Source organism: Kineobactrum sediminis, from assembly GCF_002868715.1.
Lineage (GTDB): Bacteria > Pseudomonadota > Gammaproteobacteria > Pseudomonadales > Halieaceae > Kineobactrum > Kineobactrum sediminis.
In genome coordinates this window covers 117,622-134,763 of the sequence record NZ_PKLZ01000009.1, presented here as the reverse complement: position 1 = coordinate 134,763, position 17,142 = coordinate 117,622, and the positions used below count along the sequence as shown (strand labels likewise).

The 17,142-nt window shown below is 56.8% G+C and carries 15 protein-coding genes; 1 reads left to right on the top strand and 14 read right to left on the bottom strand.

Annotated elements, in window-relative coordinates:
- Together CWI75_RS12920 and CWI75_RS12915 are read right to left on the bottom strand one after the other, a co-directional pair.
- Positions 1-1,863 carry an NAD-binding protein gene (locus CWI75_RS12920; RefSeq protein ID WP_101521923.1) on the bottom strand — a complete coding sequence of 621 codons (1,863 nt, stop codon included), beginning with the start codon at positions 1,861-1,863 and terminating at the stop codon, positions 1-3.
- A 54-nt stretch (positions 1,864-1,917) separates the two neighbouring features.
- The gene (locus CWI75_RS12915) at positions 1,918-3,585 is read right to left on the bottom strand and encodes a hypothetical protein (protein WP_101521922.1); all 1,668 of its coding nucleotides are present in this window, start codon (positions 3,583-3,585) and stop codon (positions 1,918-1,920) included.
- A gap of 462 nt (positions 3,586-4,047) precedes the next feature.
- Here CWI75_RS12915 and CWI75_RS12910 point away from each other — a divergent pair, with 462 nt between their 5' ends.
- A complete protein-coding gene (locus CWI75_RS12910; RefSeq protein ID WP_162300076.1) occupies positions 4,048-4,650 on the top strand; it encodes a DUF502 domain-containing protein in 603 nt (200 codons plus the stop codon).
- Between the two features lie 48 nt (positions 4,651-4,698).
- Here the strand turns inward: CWI75_RS12910 and CWI75_RS12905 are convergent, their stop codons facing one another.
- From CWI75_RS12905 to aroA, 12 genes are all read right to left on the bottom strand, one after another.
- Entirely contained in the window at positions 4,699-5,655 is a 957-nt protein-coding gene (locus CWI75_RS12905) for an acetyltransferase (RefSeq protein ID WP_101521920.1), read from the bottom strand.
- Positions 5,656-5,681: 26 nt separating this feature from the next.
- Positions 5,682-7,736, bottom strand: coding sequence for a polysaccharide biosynthesis protein (locus CWI75_RS12900; RefSeq protein WP_241521212.1), 2,055 nt, complete (start codon positions 7,734-7,736; stop codon positions 5,682-5,684).
- Between the two features lie 175 nt (positions 7,737-7,911).
- Positions 7,912-8,925 carry an MraY family glycosyltransferase gene (locus tag CWI75_RS12895; protein ID WP_101521919.1) on the bottom strand — a complete coding sequence of 338 codons (1,014 nt, stop codon included), beginning with the start codon at positions 8,923-8,925 and terminating at the stop codon, positions 7,912-7,914.
- Positions 8,922-9,863 carry an NAD-dependent epimerase/dehydratase family protein gene (locus CWI75_RS12890; RefSeq protein ID WP_162300075.1) on the bottom strand — a complete coding sequence of 314 codons (942 nt, stop codon included), beginning with the start codon at positions 9,861-9,863 and terminating at the stop codon, positions 8,922-8,924. The genes CWI75_RS12895 and CWI75_RS12890 overlap by 4 nt, the downstream gene beginning before the upstream one ends.
- Positions 9,864-9,982: 119 nt before the next feature.
- Positions 9,983-10,372, bottom strand: coding sequence for a ComEA family DNA-binding protein (locus CWI75_RS18700; RefSeq protein WP_241521211.1), 390 nt, complete (start codon positions 10,370-10,372; stop codon positions 9,983-9,985).
- Positions 10,373-10,473: 101 nt separating this feature from the next.
- The gene (gene pyrF, locus CWI75_RS12880; protein WP_101521917.1) at positions 10,474-11,175 is read right to left on the bottom strand and encodes an orotidine-5'-phosphate decarboxylase; all 702 of its coding nucleotides are present in this window, start codon (positions 11,173-11,175) and stop codon (positions 10,474-10,476) included.
- A gap of 36 nt (positions 11,176-11,211) precedes the next feature.
- A complete protein-coding gene (gene lapB, locus CWI75_RS12875; RefSeq protein ID WP_101521916.1) occupies positions 11,212-12,414 on the bottom strand; it encodes a lipopolysaccharide assembly protein LapB in 1,203 nt (400 codons plus the stop codon).
- Positions 12,407-12,712, bottom strand: coding sequence for a lipopolysaccharide assembly protein LapA domain-containing protein (locus CWI75_RS12870; RefSeq protein ID WP_101521915.1), 306 nt, complete (start codon positions 12,710-12,712; stop codon positions 12,407-12,409). Before CWI75_RS12870 ends, lapB begins: the two co-directional genes overlap by 8 nt.
- A gap of 95 nt (positions 12,713-12,807) precedes the next feature.
- On the bottom strand, positions 12,808-13,158 hold the full coding sequence (gene ihfB / locus CWI75_RS12865; protein WP_162300074.1) for an integration host factor subunit beta: 351 nt from the start codon (positions 13,156-13,158) through the stop codon (positions 12,808-12,810).
- Between the two features lie 143 nt (positions 13,159-13,301).
- A complete protein-coding gene (gene rpsA / locus CWI75_RS12860) occupies positions 13,302-14,975 on the bottom strand; it encodes a 30S ribosomal protein S1 (RefSeq protein ID WP_101521913.1) in 1,674 nt (557 codons plus the stop codon).
- Between the two features lie 165 nt (positions 14,976-15,140).
- Positions 15,141-15,827 carry a (d)CMP kinase gene (gene cmk, locus CWI75_RS12855; protein WP_101521912.1) on the bottom strand — a complete coding sequence of 229 codons (687 nt, stop codon included), beginning with the start codon at positions 15,825-15,827 and terminating at the stop codon, positions 15,141-15,143.
- Entirely contained in the window at positions 15,827-17,131 is a 1,305-nt protein-coding gene (aroA, locus tag CWI75_RS12850; protein ID WP_101521911.1) for a 3-phosphoshikimate 1-carboxyvinyltransferase, read from the bottom strand. Before aroA ends, cmk begins: the two co-directional genes overlap by 1 nt.
- Positions 17,132-17,142: the final 11 nt, after the last annotated feature.

Here is a 17,142-nt window from a genome sequence, read left to right as displayed (position 1 = left end):
CTACAGGTCCAGCTGGCAGACTTTCTGGTTTTGCAGCTTTAACAGCTTGGGGATCTGGCGGATATTGTCGCGATCTTTCTCCTTGTCTGCTTCTGTAAGCTGCTCCCAGGGAATCAGGTCCGGATGCAGCATACGGTCTTCGTCGCGTCGCTCACCATAGCTGTAACCCGCCAGGTATTTATCAGCCATCCAGCGGCGGTGCTCCAGCTGTGCCAGTTGTTCGAGTGCCTCATCACTCGGAGGAAAAGGGACTTCGGGGGCAGCCGCGTCGGCACCATACGCTACACAATTACAAAGCCGCAGTTTGATATCGATATGTGCGGCCGCGTGCTGGTTGGCCTTTTTTTTGTGAGCGGGCAATTCTGACCAGACTATAACCGAGGCGTTCTGCTCGGCGCTCGTGCCCAGGTAAGTCTGGGTGCGAAGATAGGCGTTATGCAGGGTTCTCGCCAACACATCCAGGGCCTCATTAACCACTATATCGATTGAAATCGTCTGATCGAGAGTTTCGAAATACTCAATGGGTTCGTGCTCGGGAAGATGACTCTTGTCCAGTCCGATGGGCAGGAAATCGTCGTCAATAATCTCCGCAAGAAAGTTCTGCTGGTTCAGGCAAACCACAAAATTCAACGCCGGCATCGCACTCAGGCGACGCAGCCGATTAAGCCGGCGGGCCGATAAAATACCTTCGACATCACTCTCGAGACCGACGTAACAGACACTGAAGTGAGACACCTCCTGTATCCTGCGCCAGGTGGACTCGGTGATGGTCATCGGGTCATCGTGGACAAAGCTGATCTCGACCGTTTTATCGAGGTGGGGATAGCGGTGCAAAAAGCGGTTGATCCGGGTTTGCTGATCTGCCGGGCACAGAACCGTAATACGCGGTAGCCTGAAATCCGTGTAGTGGGCGGTGAGTGCCGTTTGCAATATCATCTCCCGGACCAGCGCCTCAAAACCAATGAACAATATATGCATCGGCTCATCACTAACCGATTTTGGGCGGTAATACAGGTCTGGTGCGCAGGTATTGAAAATATTTCGGGCGATGGTCTCGCGGCGATTGAAAAGACGAATCGCAAAGCGGGCGGTATTGGTTTCAAAGAAGCTGTGGGCGGCAAAGACCTCATAGATATCGGGCGCATCCACACAGAGAAAACAGCGCAGCCCGAGGTGAGGGGGCTCGCCCGCGACAGGCTGCTCGTGGCGTTTGGCAACCTGCTCCAGCCGCTCTATATCCCGCGTATCCAAACGCCGGGTCAATCGCTCGGCATTCTTGGCAATGGCAATATTGGCCTTGTCATCGCTGGTACACAGGAACAGTTCCTTGGCATAGATCACGCCCGCCTTCATCAACACCAGCGGATCCATGGCATTACCATGAACGACAATGGCACCGTAGCTTTCCAGTTCGGCCGCCAGGGCATTCAGTGGGTCCAGATCAATAGCCACCACTCGCTTGTCACTGTTCAGGCAGTAATCCCTGGCAATCCGGTAACCGGTCTCTCCTATACCACAAACCACAACGAAACGACGCTTGCGAAACAGCAGGCCATACAGGGCCACCTGCTGGTTCACGACTTTCCACACAGCGCTCGCCGCGGTATACAACACCACCATGGGTGCCAGGGCACGGGCAATCTGCAAGTACAGGGGCCAGTGCGCCGTAGCATCCGGGGTTTCAAAAATAAAGAGTTGCAGCGTGGCGGAGCCGACGTCCCACCAACTGTGTTGGTCGGCGTCGGGGCCAAACATCATTACTTCGGCAAAGCCTGTAAAACCAAGTACATAGGCCAGAACGGCGAGCAGACCCACCAGGGTCCACTCGTGTCGTAGTACAAAGCCGTCGGGTTTAGCCCCCATACAGTACTAGGTAAACACGCCGTTTCAAAGAATGGATGATCCGGACCACGGTGCCTATTCGAGCACCGTGGTCCGGATCATCCATTCCAGATGATTCAGCTGGACCAGCAGGTTGCCTACAGCATTCGCGGGGACAGTCTGATTGACAACATAGTCGGGCGTATAAGAATAAGACTCTCCCATCAAATCAAAGAAACAGCCATCAGCCGCAATTTCGTCATTAAGACGGGGGTCGAGAACATCCTGTCGCATCTCCCTGACATAGCCCAGCGCCTGATCGTAACGCCCACCGGCAAAGCTCTTTTGAATACGACCGACATCACTGCTCAGCGTCGACTGGTTAACACCCTGCTGCACACAGGGAAACAGGCCATCGACATAGGCCTGTAATTGCAGAATGCGGTCGCTGATTACTGCATCGTAGGTGGTATCAGCAGCCTCTACACGGTTCACCCAGTGATAGACCACATACGAGTAGCGCGAGAAATCGCCACGACCACTGCCGCAGGGCCCGGTAGTAACATCCTGAAGGTCCCGTACCACTTCGCCTGCGGCATCGAGCACGGGGATTTCATCGAAGCGACCGGTTGTTGGGTTTATGGCGCTTTTGGGTAGCCACCCATAAGCTGGGCGAAAGGCCGGGTCGGGGGCGTCGCAGAAATAAATGTCAGGTGTGCCGGCATCATTGCTGTCATCTTCAAACCGGGCGGTAATGGTGTCCTCTGCCACATCGAGCCGGCTGCCATCGATATCCAATACGTAAATAACCGGTATCCCACCCGGGCTCTCGGGATAACCACATTGATGGGGCTGCATCTTGAGTTCGGCGTAGTTGTCCGCATTCAGGTGTATCGAAAGCTCCCTAGGAGCTTCGCCATTTGGTTCAAGCTTACAGTGGCCGCGTGTATCTTGGATAACATAGACACCATTCTTAAATATGGTACCGCCAACGCCGCGATCGCCCGGCTTATCCTTTGACGCTTCCAGGTCAAGAAATACATTCTTGGCGAGTTCCGCCTTACACGCGTCTGTATTACCACCGGGGTTGCTCGGGCAGGCCCCTCCGTCGATTATGTCAATAGGGGTTTGCGCAAAACCGGCAACTGAAAACCGGCCACTGCTACCGGATATCACGGCGGCGGTCATGCGTAGGGTTTCCCCGAAACCGACAAAAAGATCACCGTTGGGATTTACAGTCGCAAGCTGGCTCTTGTCAATATCCTTCGCGGAAAAACGGTAGGCACGGTTGTCAGAGGCGGTGACACCCGTCAGGTCGATTTCACCTGCGTCACCTTTCTTGTCCGGTGTGAAGTCGGTCAGCCATATACCGTTGATGTCGAACGCGGCCTGGCCGTCGGCGTCCCCCGCGTCGACGGTGACGGTGATACTTTCGCCGCGGTCAATACCGTCGTCGCAGTCACTCCCGTCGCCAGAAAAACCGATCCCGAGGCCGTCCAGGAGCGATGGATCACCATCGTTTGGATTATCGTCGCAATCGATATCCGTCACCAGCTCACCGTCTTCGGTGGTGACCTTGATGATATTGAGCTTGAGATAGTCCTCGTTGCGGAAATCAATATCCAGCAACCCTGTGCCCGTCGTCGGAATGGGTTTATAGTCAATATCAGGCGCCGGACTCAACGGCGGACCCGCCTGCGCAAGCGACGCCAGACAGGATCCGAGCGCCAGGGTTAACAGGGCTTTACTGGTCAACTTATTCATTACGTGCCTCCGGTAACAAGATGCATCTCTTGGGAAGCGGCATCTTTATTGTTGATTTTTCTCCGGGCATTCACACGTTCCGAAATCAGCTTTGCACGATCACCCGAGTGTTTTCCTGTTATATCCTGGTACTGTTTCAGTCGTGTCCTTTAAAAAATGGGCTTTGTTGATGCCCCTTTTTTAATGTTCGAAACGCAGCAAGTTTCAAGCCAGCCAAGAGCGAAAAATAAAACCCCAGCAAATTCAATCAGTTGAACTCAGCAAGCGGAGGACAACCACACATAGCCTCCCAAACATATCATAACTGTAAAAAAAGCCGACATTTTTCATTCCCGGGGTTGCCTGGTTTGGGTGGCCCGGTAACCTCACGCTTCGACCATTTATGGTATATCTTGTAACGCTCACAACATGAGCGCAATTTTATGGCTCACCTGTACATTACCAAGACAAAAAGGAATTCCAATGAAACGCCTGGCATCACTTGCCTTGCGCGGCCTGGTCGCCGTACTCCCGGTTGCGCTAACCATTTACCTGGTCTACTGGCTGCTGGCCGCGATGGAATCAGTGGCAGGCACCGTATTGCGCACCCTACTGCCGGAAGAGTGGTATTTTGCCGGTATGGGGCTGGTTTCCGCGGTGCTGTTACTGATCGCTACCGGCATCCTGGTTGACGCCTATGTTATCCGTCACCTGTTGCGACTCGGGGATGTTTTCCTAAGCCGGATTCCGCTGGTGAAATCGGTCCACGGTGCCATCCAGGATGTTTTGCGCGCCTTCAGTATTACCAAAGAGAGTGGCGCGGATTCCGTAGTCCTGGTTGAGGTACAGGACAATATGCGTCTCATCGGCTTTGTTACCGCACGCGATACCGCAAAAAAGCTGATACCGAACACCGACAGCGGTGAAGATATTATCGGTGTCTATCTACCCATGAGCTACCAGTTGGGTGGCTACACGGTCTACCTTCCTGCAAGCAAGGTACAGCCCTTAAAGATCAGCGTGGAAGAAGCCATGCGTATTGCCGTTACCGGCGGCATCCAGAGCAACAGCAGGCAGGCCGGTTAACCGCACTGCCTGCCGCCCGCAGTCGGGTCAATGACTCATGCCAAACTGTCAGCCGTAGAAGGCGGCAAACCGGTCAATGAATACCGGCAACTCATCTGCGGGCAGGTCATTGATACCGGCGGCGGCGGCACGACCACCACCGCTGGGAAACTGTCGGCATAAAACGTCGGCACCGGTCTTGTTTGCCAGCGGAGCACGCACGCTGACCAGAAAGTTGCCATCGGTCTTGCCGGTGACTACGGCGTGGGCTCGCTCCGGCTCGGCGTTGGCAAGGTCGTTGCCGAAAACGCCACTCACTCGCCGCGCCCATGCCGCTTCAGGCAACAGGTAAACGGCCGTAGCGCTGTCGCGGTATTCCGGTGCCAGCTTACCGGCAGCCGTCATATCCTCGTGATAACCCGTCTCAAGGCGCTCAAAATGTTCGGCGCCCTCCTGCATGAACGCAAACGGATCCGAAAACGGGCTGATCAGGCGATAGAGTGCTTCGGGGGTAAAGTGAAGATCCTCCAGTCTGGACCCGTACCCGTTGTAGTTGATGTAAATACCGAGGTTTTCAAGCTGCTGTAGATCTGCTTCGGCAAGCGCCAGGGGGCGGGCAATGCGGTGGGCGCTATCGCGAAGATTGTCGCCAAAGGTACCCACTACCGCCCAGGCCCTATAAGCGCCCTGCAAGTAGTTGTTGACCAACAAACTCGTGCAGACATCAGCCGCAGGATTAATAAGCGTGTGAAGCTGCGGGTTCCGGGGTATCTCACCGGCAAAGTGGTGGTCGCAATAAAATACACTGGCGCCTTCTGCGAGAACTCGCTCGAGATCATTCCGATTCTTGTCGAGGGAGACATCAAGCACCGTTACCTGGTCTCCGGGAGTTGCGCGAACCTGCCCCAGTAACTCAATGTCGCGCTTGACGCCGGTAACAAGTACCGCATCCCGCGGTTCAGCCTGACGCAATTGCACCAGGGCACAGAGCCCGTCTGCGTCCCCGTTGAAAACATCATAATTCATTAATCAACTACCTTAACCAGTCATTTTCAGGACTTGTCCGGAAATAATTCCTGTACATTTGAGCGCGCCACCACGGCGGGACCCGGCTTGGACTTCGGCTTGGTTCCGGACAGTAACCCGAGGCGCCCCTTACCCTGCCTGAGCCAGACATGGTCGTATCGCACCTCATGATTGCCAAAGCCGCTTACGGCTGCATGCAACACTGAGGTAATTCCGTCGCAATCCATAGTGTCGCAGAAACGAATCAATTCCGTCAGTAAACCGTGGATCCGGGTGTAGGACAAACACTCTTCTTCGGCACGCATAATCATCGGGTGCCCGGTTCCTGCCACGTTGCCTCCCAGCAGCAGCTCTTCATGCAGTTTCTCTCCCGGCCGCAAGCCGGTGAACTCAATCTGCACGGCATCCGGGACGTAACTGTCCAGCTGGGTTTCATAGCCACTGAGCCGAATCATGCGCCGTGCGAGATCGATGATCCGCACCGGTTCACCCATATTGAGTACAAACAGATCGCCACCGGTTCCCATGGCCCCCGCCTGAAGTACCAGTTGCGCCGCTTCCTGAATGCTCATGAAATAGCGGGAAACTTCCGGATGGGTGACCGTAACCGGGCCACCACGCTTGATCTGCTCCCGGAAGAGCGGAACCACTGAACCCGAGGAACCCAGCACGTTACCGAAACGCACCATGCAAAAACGGGTGCGAGGGGCCTGCTGGGCAAGCCCCTGCAAGACCATCTCAGCAAAGCGCTTGGAGGCACCCATAATGTTGGTGGGTCGCACTGCCTTGTCCGTAGATACCAGGACAAAGGTTTCAACGCCCACCTTGCGTGCGGCCTCCGCGGCATACCAGGTACCGAACACGTTATTGGCAACACCTTCAGCCACATTGTACTCAACCATTGGCACATGCTTGTAAGCAGCGGCGTGGTAGACCGTTTGCACCGAAAATGTACGAAACACAGCCTCCAGCCGGCGCTGATCCTGCACCGAGCCCAATAGGGCGACAATTTCCACATCAACGTCGAGCGTTAGCCGAAGCTCCCGTAATTCGCGTTCGATCCTGTAAAGTGCATATTCCGAATTATCGAATAAAAGTAACTCTCTCGGACCGGACATAAGAATCTGGCGGCACAATTCAGAACCTATTGAGCCTCCCGCGCCGGTAACCATCACTATCTTGCTGGTGATACAGCGATCAATCAGCTCGGGGTGGGGAGGCACCAGGTCGCGACCGAGCAAATCATCCAGCTCGATGTCCTGAATCTGGTTGACACTGGCGCGCCCCGTCACCAGTTCGGTAATCCTTGGGATTGTGCGTACATGCACCGGCAGGCCAACCAGGGAGTTAATGATCTCGCGACGGCGCTCTGGTGAAGCGGCAGGTATGGCCAGTAGTACCTGGGTGATATTGTGCTCGCCAATGAGGCGCCGGAGGTCTTCAGGACGCGCGACCTGCAACCCGTTGATCACGGAACGCTGCAAGCGGGCGTCGTCATCTACAAAGACGACGGCGCGATACTGGTCGCCCTGATGCAGGGCGGTGAGCAACTGGCGACCGGACTGACCGGCCCCGTAGATAATGACATTGCAGGACAGGGAGCGGAGCTTGGCTTGATAATAAGCCCGCACCGTGAGCCGGCTGCCGCCAATCAGCAGGAGCGCGATACCCCAGTAGATAAATGGCATGGCCCGCGGAACATCAGCCTGGGTAAAAAACAACGCCGCAGCGAGCACCAGACTGGAGTAGGTGACTGCAGTGATAACCGCCCAGATGGCCTGCTGTCCCATGAACCGGATAACCGCCCGGTAGAGGCCCAGCCGCAGGAAGATAACGGCACTGACGATAACCGTGAAAATACCGCAGAATATTTCAGTAGCACCCACCGGAAACTCTGCAGTACCGTAGCGCACGGCCACTGCAGACCACATCGCGGCCAGAATAAAGACCATATCGAGGATGAGCAGCAGGGTCTGTTTGGTATTACGTGGTAATTCAATGAGTTTTTCCAGCGCATTACGAAACACCGCCAGAACCTGTAACGTCCCGCGCAGTACTATTCTGTCAAAACGATAGTGCAAGCGCTTTCCCTCTGTTAATTGTTTGTGCAAGCCATCCACCGCCAATACTAGGCTATAGCCTCGGGGCTCGCCATGCCAGCAGCGATAACAGGAAAGGTCGGATTACCAAAAAATACCTTTGCAAGCTTGAAATAGTTATACGAGGTATGCCGCGGGTACCTGCTTCAACAGCCCGCTAACGATTGCCACGACTGACGGAGGGCACTTCAACGGCACGGATAGAGTACATAGCCACTAAAAGTGGCACATACGCCAGCATAACCAGCGCAACCTGATGCTGCGGCCAACGCCATGCAGCCAGGGCTATGGGAAATAGCCACAGGGCATTCAGAACCACCAACAACAGGTCCACCGCAAGGTGTGACTGCCAGTACCGGCTCAGGCGCTGATAGGCATGGTCCCTGTGCGCCGCGGCCAGGTATTCACCCCGGCGCCATCGATCCAGCAACGTCCATGTCGCATCGGTAATGAAAGCGGCCAGCAATACCAGCCAGCAACCCAGAGGCACGGCGCTACTACCGGCGCCATAAAGTGCCAGCCCACCCAGAAGAAAGCCGATGGGGATGCTACCCGCATCGCCCATAAACAGTCGTGCCGGCGGCCAGTTCCAGACCAGGAAACCCAGCTGACTCAGCGCCAACAGCAGGCAGAACAGAGCGTAATCGGCAGCACCGCCGAGGAACCCGAGTAAGCTCGCCCCACTACAGGCCAAAAAACACTGAATCGCAGCCAGGCCATCAATCCCATCCATGAAATTGTAGAGATTGAGCAACCAGAGCAAACCGAATAACAATAGCGGCCAAAGCAACCACGGACTTATGCCCGGGGGCAACCAGTCTCCCCCCGCCAGTACCACCAGCAACAGGCTACAACAGATACTGTAACCAACGAGGCGCAGCCACACCGGAAGATTGACCAGATCATCAACGATGCCAATAACCATCAACACCAGGGCAAGACTCGACAGTTGCCACCAGAATGGGTCGCGTAGCATACCTTCGGACGCGGCAAGGATTGAAGCCAGGACAAATGCCGATAATAACCCTACGCCGCCTCCATGAGGTGTTGGCTTACTATGGGAACTGCGCGCATTGGGTTGATCCAGCCAATGGCGGCGCTGCGCCAACCTCAGGTACAGTCCGCAAAGCAAGGCCGCCAACAGCGGCGCCAGCAACAATGGCAATATCATCTGTCCAGCCTCTCCCCGGACACGAGCTCCGATGCCATGGTCGCCAGGCTCTGCCGTGGACGCCAGTTGGTGGCGGCCAAAAGGGCTGAGTTACTGTAGACCTCAGTGTCGAACAATTTACCAAAGCTGGTTCCGCTGGGCTGCCGCTGCCAGCGGTCAAGCAGCGCCGCGAAAGTACGCCAAAGCCACAGGGGTGCCTGCCAGTTACGTACCGGGCGTTGTAGCGCCATTCGCAAAATGGCGTACATCTCCCGCGTGGAATAAGCCTGCCCATCGGTCACAATCCATGTATGCAGGCCACTGAACCCTCCGGATGGCAGCGTACACAAGAGCGCTGCAAGATCGGTGACGCCGACCATCGAACGAGCGCCCCCCGCCGGGGGTGCGGGCAGGCCGAGCCGCGCGGCCTGTAACAACAGCTTCAGGTTTCCTTTCAGAGCGGCACCGTAGACCACTGCGGGACGAAGGATAATCACTGTCATTGCGCCCCCCGAAAATTCCGCACGCAGGTCACACTCAGCACGCCATTTTGAGGCACCATAGGCGTCCCCTGGCTCGACCGTATCACCTTCCGCGCGGGGCTTGCCATCCGCTTGGAGCCCCATGGCTTTGACACTGCTGAGATACACGAAATAACCCACACCAGCCTGGTGCGCGGCACGCGCCATGGCCATGGTAGCGTGGTAATTGACAGCATCGTAGCGTACTGCTTCAGCGTATTGATGCGCGACACCGGCGAGATGGTAGACAACGTCTACACCTTGCAAAGCAGCCGCTTCGGGAACGCTGCCCTGCAGATCGAGCGGTGACGCATAATGCCCACCCGGGAGAACACCACCATTTTGGCTCGTGGCTACCAGATCGTCACCGCGAGCGACCAGTTGCCGGCATAACTCGCGACCAATAAAGCCCGTTGCGCCCGTTACCAGAGTCCTCACTATCGCCTCGTCTCTACCAGGGTTCGCATTGCCAAACAGGTTTCTCCACGCACCGGCACCAGACCGGGAATCACCACAAAAAAAGGGGCCTCAGCCCCCATGATACGGATGCCACCGCCCTATTCCAGTGTTATAACTGCCCTGTTCCGGTCCAGTGTTGCCTGCCCGATGCCCTTGACATCAGTCAGTTCATCCGGCGAACTGAATACCCCGTATGCCTCCCGATAACGGATAATTTCCTCCGCACGGGCCACGCCCACCCCCTGCAATCCCGCCGCCAGGGTTGCGGCATCGGCAGTATTGATATTAATCATCTGGTTTTGCGCAGCAACCACTGCGCCAACCTCATTTACCTCATTCCCGGTATTCGCGGTTGCGAAACCGGAGCCAAACCCGACAAAAAGGCAAAATAATGCCGCTGCCAGGGACCTGCTTCCGTGTCTTGCCAATCGTGTGCCCGAACATTCGAGCCCGTAGATTGAACAGGTGAAAATCTCTGCTGGTTTCATAATGTAATCTCCATTTACGATGCTGCTTCCGTGCACATCCGTACCAAGGGAGATTCTAGCAGGCCGGGGCAAAATGGCACCCCCAGCGACCACATATGATGTTATGGACGTCCTTTCGCCCATTCCTCATGTACTCGCTCCAGTGCCGCGAGCGGGTCACTGGAAGCAGTTATCGAACGGCCGATTACCAGGTAGTCGGCGCCAAGCTCGCGGGCGGCGGCCGGGGTAACTACTCTTCGCTGGTCTCCTGCGGCATCACCGGCCAGGCGAATCCCGGGGGTCACCAGAACAAAATCTTCACCGCGTTCCCGGCGGAGTGCGGGCGCTTCCATCGCCGAGCAGACAACGCCGGCAACACCACTGTTCGCGGCGAGAGCCGCCAGGCGCTGTACTCTTTGCAAGGCACTTTCCTGATAACCCAGCTCCGCAAGGTCCTCATCCGACATACTGGTCAGTACCGTTACCGCAATCAGCAGCGGCGGAGCCGGATAGCCCTCCAGGGCTGCCACAGCCGCTTCCATCATGCGCCGACCACCACTGGCATGCACATTGACCATCCATACCCCGAGGTCCGCCGCTGCGCGCACGGCACCGGCAACGGTGGTGGGAATATCGTGAAACTTGAGGTCGAGAAAAATCTCAAAACCCATTGCCTGCAGACGCTGCACCAGACCCGGACCACAGCGGGTAAATAATTCCTTACCTACCTTGAGACGACAGAGGTCGGGGGATAACTTTTCGGCGAGCGCCAGTGCGGCAGCCTCTTCGGCGTAGTCCAGTGCCACCAGAACAGGGGATTGCATGGTTTCTCCTTAATGATAGCGGCGGCGCGGTTGCACTCAGCCAACATGATTGCCGAACAGGCCTTTTACCGTACCCCAGTGTTTGCACCCGGGGCAAAACCAGTGCAGCTGGCGACCGGCAAAACCACAGTGGCCGCAGCGATAGGTTGGCCGCTCCGCGATCAAGCCCTGAACCAGCCTTTCCAGCACCGCAAGGTTATCCTTTACGCGTCCCTCCACATGCCCGATTTGCAGGCTTATCAGGCCCGCCAGTCCACTCAGGGAGGGGTTATGGCTCAACTGTTCCGACAGGAACTCAGCGGCCGCATCGTCGCCGGCCTGTTCGCGAATATCGTCGGCCAAAGCCAGCACCAGGGGGGCGGACGGATGAGCCTGCAGGCAGTCTTCCAGATATCGGCGCATTGCCGGGCCATCATCGAGCTGGCGATAACTCTCGCGCAACGTCGGCAGTGTTTCCGGAATATAATCAGCGTCTTGCTGGCGCACTTTGCGCAGCACCTTGAGAGCCTGCCGATAATCTCCAGCCTGATATTCCAGCTGCCCCAGCATGATGGAGGCACGCACACAGTTGCGGTCCCGTGACAGGGCCAACTGCAACTGGCCACGAGCCTCAGCAATGTCGCCCGCCTGCAAAAGTTCCGCCGCCAGTTCGCAGTGATAATGAGCCAGCACCACTTCAATGGGCTGCCGACTCTCACTGAGTACTTCGGTATTTACGGAACCCAGTAGTGACCTGCGGGGCAACAACGCGGTAGCAACCTCGATAGCACTTGACCACTCTCGCTGGCTCTGGAAAATCTCCAGCAAATGTCGCTGGCCGGCACGGCGCTGCTCGGGGGCATCCTTGACCAGATCCAGCAATAAGCGCTCGGCACGGTCGAAAAGCCCCGCACTGATATAGTCGCGCGCCAGTTCCAGGTGTGCCTGGTGCACATGCGGTCGCGGCAAACTTGGTCTTGCCAACAGGTTTTGGTGAATCCGTATCGCGCGGTCGACCTCGCCACGCCTGCGCAGAAGATTACCCAACGCAATGTGGGTCTCCAACGTCTCGGTATTGACTTCCAGGGCATTGATAAAAGCGTCTACGGCACCGTCGGGGCGGTCGTCGAGCAAATAGTTGAGGCCCTTGTAATATTGCCCGGGCATGGGCAGCGCGGCTGGTTGCGCCCGACGACGACCCAGCCACCAGCCCGCACCCGTTGCTGCAAACAACAGGACAAAAATGATCAGATCATTCACGCTCTAGGGTTCCGGCGATCCGTAACGTGTCCACTTCCTGGCGACATTTGTCGAGCTTTCGCCTGGTAGTGGCCAGACTGGCTCGCAGGCGCAGGATAATGAGGCCGGATGCCAACAATCCCAGTAAACCGCCAATACCGAGTGCGCTGAGCAACCACAGGGCCAGGCTGCGGGGATCGAAACGATAGACCAGCAAGTCAAGTGCTATCGGGTCCCGGTTCTGCAAGGCGAACAATATACCGGCAACCAACATGGCCAGCCCGACCAGGACATAGAAAATCTTGCGCAACAGTTTCATAACCCATTCTACCTTTTGCTGCACTATTACCGGTGTTGCAGTCCCGGGGGAGTGGCGAGTATACCGAGCGCCTATCCGGATTTGCCCGGGCGCGTTCAGCGACCTGCTTGCAAGCCCAGGTTAACGCGCTCTCGCAGCTCCTTACCCGGTTTGAAATGCGGTACATATTTACCGGTGAGATCAACCGTATCGCCTGTCTTGGGATTACGGCCGCGCCGGGGCTCGCGATAGTGCAGGGAGAAACTGCCAAAACCGCGTATCTCGATACGTTCACCACTGGCGAGCGCCTCGGACATGTGCTCGAGGATAGTCTTGACTGCCAGCTCCACATCTTTCAGCGACAATTGGGCCTGGCTGGCTGCTATCGCATCAATCAGTTCGCTCTTGGTCATCGTGCCTCCACTGCCAAACTGCGCTTTTACGCCCTTTACTGGCGCCCGCACCATACAGCCATTATTGTGACCCTGCTCGGCAATTTACGCAAGTTGTTATTTTTTAACGAAAAAAGGCCCACCGAGGTGGGCCTTATCCTTTACAAACCACTGCCACTACCCGTTCCCGCAGGAGGCCGGGCAGTTGCCATGGCGTGTTATTTATCTGCCATCTGAGCCTTGATCAGGTCACCGATCGTCGAGGGAGCCGCCACTTCGTCCTGGGCTTTATGGGACTTGACTGCATCCTGCTCATCGTCGTGGTCCTTGGCTTTAATGGACAGCGCCAGGGTGCGGTTCTTGCGATCCACAGAGATGATCTTGGCTTCCACCTGATCGCCAACCTTGTACAGGCTGCGGGCATCTTCCACCTTCTCACGGCTGATGTCGGAGGCCTTGAGCACACCTTCAACTTCGTCTGCCAGCTTGATTGTCACCGACTTGGCGTCCACTTCGGTCACTTCACCGGTCACGATGGAACCACGGTCATTCTCGGCAACATAACTTGAGAAGGCATCGTCTTCCAGCTGCTTGATACCCAGGGAAATACGCTCGCGCTCGGGATCAATGGACAGGATGACGGTTTCGATTTCATCGCCTTTTTTGTAGTTGCGTACCGCTTCCTCACCCGCTTCATTCCAGCTGATGTCGGACAGGTGCACCAGACCGTCGATATTGCCTTCCAGGCCAATGAAGATCCCGAAATCGGTGATCGACTTGATGCTGCCGGAAATCTTGTCGCCCTTGCTGTACTGCGATGCAAAGGCATCCCAGGGATTCTGCTGGCACTGCTTGATACCGAGAGAGATACGACGACGCTCCTCGTCAATATCCAGGACCATTACCTCGACTTCGTCGCCCAGCTGGACGATTTTGGACGGGTGTACATTCTTGTTGGTCCAATCCATTTCGGAAACGTGTACCAGGCCTTCCACACCCTCTTCGAGTTCGGCAAAGCAGCCGTAATCGGTGAGGTTGGTAATACGGGCCTTGACGCGGCTGCCTTCGGGATAACGGTTGGTAATTGCCACCCAGGGATCTTCGCCCAGCTGCTTGAGACCAAGGGAAACGCGGTTACGCTCGCGATCAAACTTGAGAATCTTGACGTCTATTTCCTGGCCGACTTCCACGATCTCGGAAGGATGCTTGATACGCTTCCAGGCCATATCGGTAATGTGCAGCAAGCCGTCGACGCCACCGAGGTCGACAAACGCGCCGTAGTCGGTCAGGTTCTTCACGATACCCTTGACAGACATGCCTTCCTGCAACGATTCCAGCAGGGCTTCGCGTTCAACGCTATTGGCGGCTTCCATCACGGCACGGCGGGACACGACAACGTTGTTGCGCTTCTGGTCCAGCTTGATAACCTTGAATTCGAGTTCCTTGTTCTCCAGGTGCGCGGTGTCGCGAACCGGGCGCACATCGACCAGCGAACCGGGCAGGAAGGCGCGGATGGTGTTGATATCGACGGTAAAGCCACCCTTGACCTTGCCATTGATGACGCCCTTGACGACTTCATCGGCTTCATGAGCAGCTTCGAGTTCTTTCCAGGACTCGGCGCGCTTGGCTTTCTCGCGGGACAGCTTGGTCTCACCGGAGCCATCTTCCACACTTTCCAGGGCCACCTGGACTTCGTCACCGATGCTGAGGGAGCAATTACCTGCAGCGTCGAGGAACTGTGCACGAGGGATCACGCCTTCAGACTTCAGGCCTGCGTGGACGGTGACCCACTCGTTATCTATGTCGATAACAACACCGGTGACAATGCTACCGGGCTCCATATCGACAGTTTTCAAGCTTTCTTCAAAAAGTTCGGCGAAGGATTCGCTCATTACATAATACCTGTGTGTGATTACGGCGGTTATCCGCCTTGCCGTATCTCCAGCTGATACGGGTTATCAAGTTAAACCCCACCCATGCCACCTCTGGAACCGGCATTGGGTACGGTACCTTACCAAACCATTGTGTGGTGCGGTTTGACCGGCGCAAAGGGTATGTCAGACCAGCCCTTTCCGGCGCACGGCTCGCATGACTTCAGCGAACACCGCAGTAATCGGCAGATTGCTACTGTCGATCACAATGGCATCTTCAGCGGGAACAAGCGGGGCAACGGACCGGCTGCTGTCGCGCGCATCACGCTCCTCGATGTCCCCAAGAAGGCGCGGAAGACTAACATCTTCTCCTTTGGCGAGCAACTGCCGATAACGGCGCTCGGCGCGCTCTGTGGCACTGGCGGTAAGGAAGATTTTGAGGGGGGCATCGGGGAAAACCACGGTACCCATATCGCGACCGTCGGCCACCAGGCCCGGAGCTTGCCGGAATTCACGCTGCCGCTGCAGCAGGGCATCGCGCACCGCGGGAATAGCCGCTACGGTAGAGGCACCGCGGCCCCCCTCCTCAGTGCGAATATCACGGCTGACATCGACACCTTTATAGATAACCCGCACTTCACCCGCCGCATCGGTGCGAAAATCGACCTGCAGGTGCCGCGCCACTTCCGCGACCGCTGCATGGTCATCCCAGGAGACCTTCTCCAGCAGACACGCGTGACCGGTAACACGATACAAGGCCCCGCTGTCGAGGAAATGCCAGTGCAGGGTGTCTGCCAACAGGTGGCTCAGGGTGCCCTTGCCGGCGCCACTGGGTCCATCTACCGTGATTACCGGAACATCTGCGCTAGCCATCAATCTACCCGCGTCGATATCTGCAGGCCCAAACCACGGGCCAGGGCATCAAAGCCCGGAAAGGAGGTGCTGACATGGTCGCAGTCGAGCACCCTGATAACACTCTCTGCGCGCAGGGCCGCAATCGCAAATGACATGGCAATACGGTGGTCGTGATAGGTATCAATGACACCGCCCCCAAGAGGCCCTCCATCAATTATAATGCCATCCTCCAGCACTTCGCACTCTACGCCCAGGGTCGCGAGCCCCGCAGCCATCGCCGCAATACGGTCGCTCTCCTTGACCCGCAGTTCCTCGGCACCGCGCAGTACCGTGCGCCCGTCGGCGCAGGCAGCAGCAATAAAAAGGGCCGGAAACTCATCGATTGCCAGTGGCACCTGTTCGAGAGGAATCTCGATACCCCGCAGGGGAGCATAGCGTACACGGATGTCCGCCACCGGCTCACCGCCCACCTCACGCTGGTTTTTCAGGCTGATATCAGCACCCATCAACTTGAGGATGGTAATTACGCCCGTGCGGGTGGGGTTGATGCCGACATGGGTCAATAGCAAATCGGAGTCCGGTGCGATACTGGCAGCCACCAGGAAGAAGGCCGCCGACGAAATATCAGCCGGCACATCAATATCCGTGGCCTTCAGGCGGCCGCCACCTGCAAGACTGATAACGCCATTCTCCGATGCTACCGGGTAACCAAAACCGCGCAACATACGTTCGGTATGATCGCGGGTAGGCGCCGGCTCGGTTACGGAGGTTCTACCTTCTGCGTAAAGCCCCGCGAGCAGCACACAGGATTTGACCTGGGCGCTCGCCATCGGCAAATCATAATGAATGCCCTGCAGGCGTTGCCCGCCGTGCACTCGAAGTGGGGGCGTGCCGGCACCGGCACTTTCTATGCGCGCCCCCATCAGCCGCAGCGGGTCTATCACCCGGCCCATGGGGCGCTTGCACAGGGAAGCATCACCACTGAGCTCGGTGGAGAAAGACTGGCCGGCCAGCAAACCGGCGAGAAGGCGGATGCTGGTACCTGAATTACCCATGTCCAGGGGTGATAACGGTGGTTGCAACCCATGCATGCCAACCCCGTGAACGGCCAGTTCACCGGCGTCGGGGCCTTCGATTGTCACACCCATGGCACGGAAGGCCGCAACAGTCGCCAACGCATCCTCACCTTCGAGGAAGCCGCTAACCAGGGTGACACCATCGGCAATGGCGCCCAGCATAATGGAGCGATGGGATATTGACTTATCACCGGGAACGCGAACCTCGCCACTGATCACACCGCCGGGTAATAACTGGAATTCCATAAGCGGGTTCT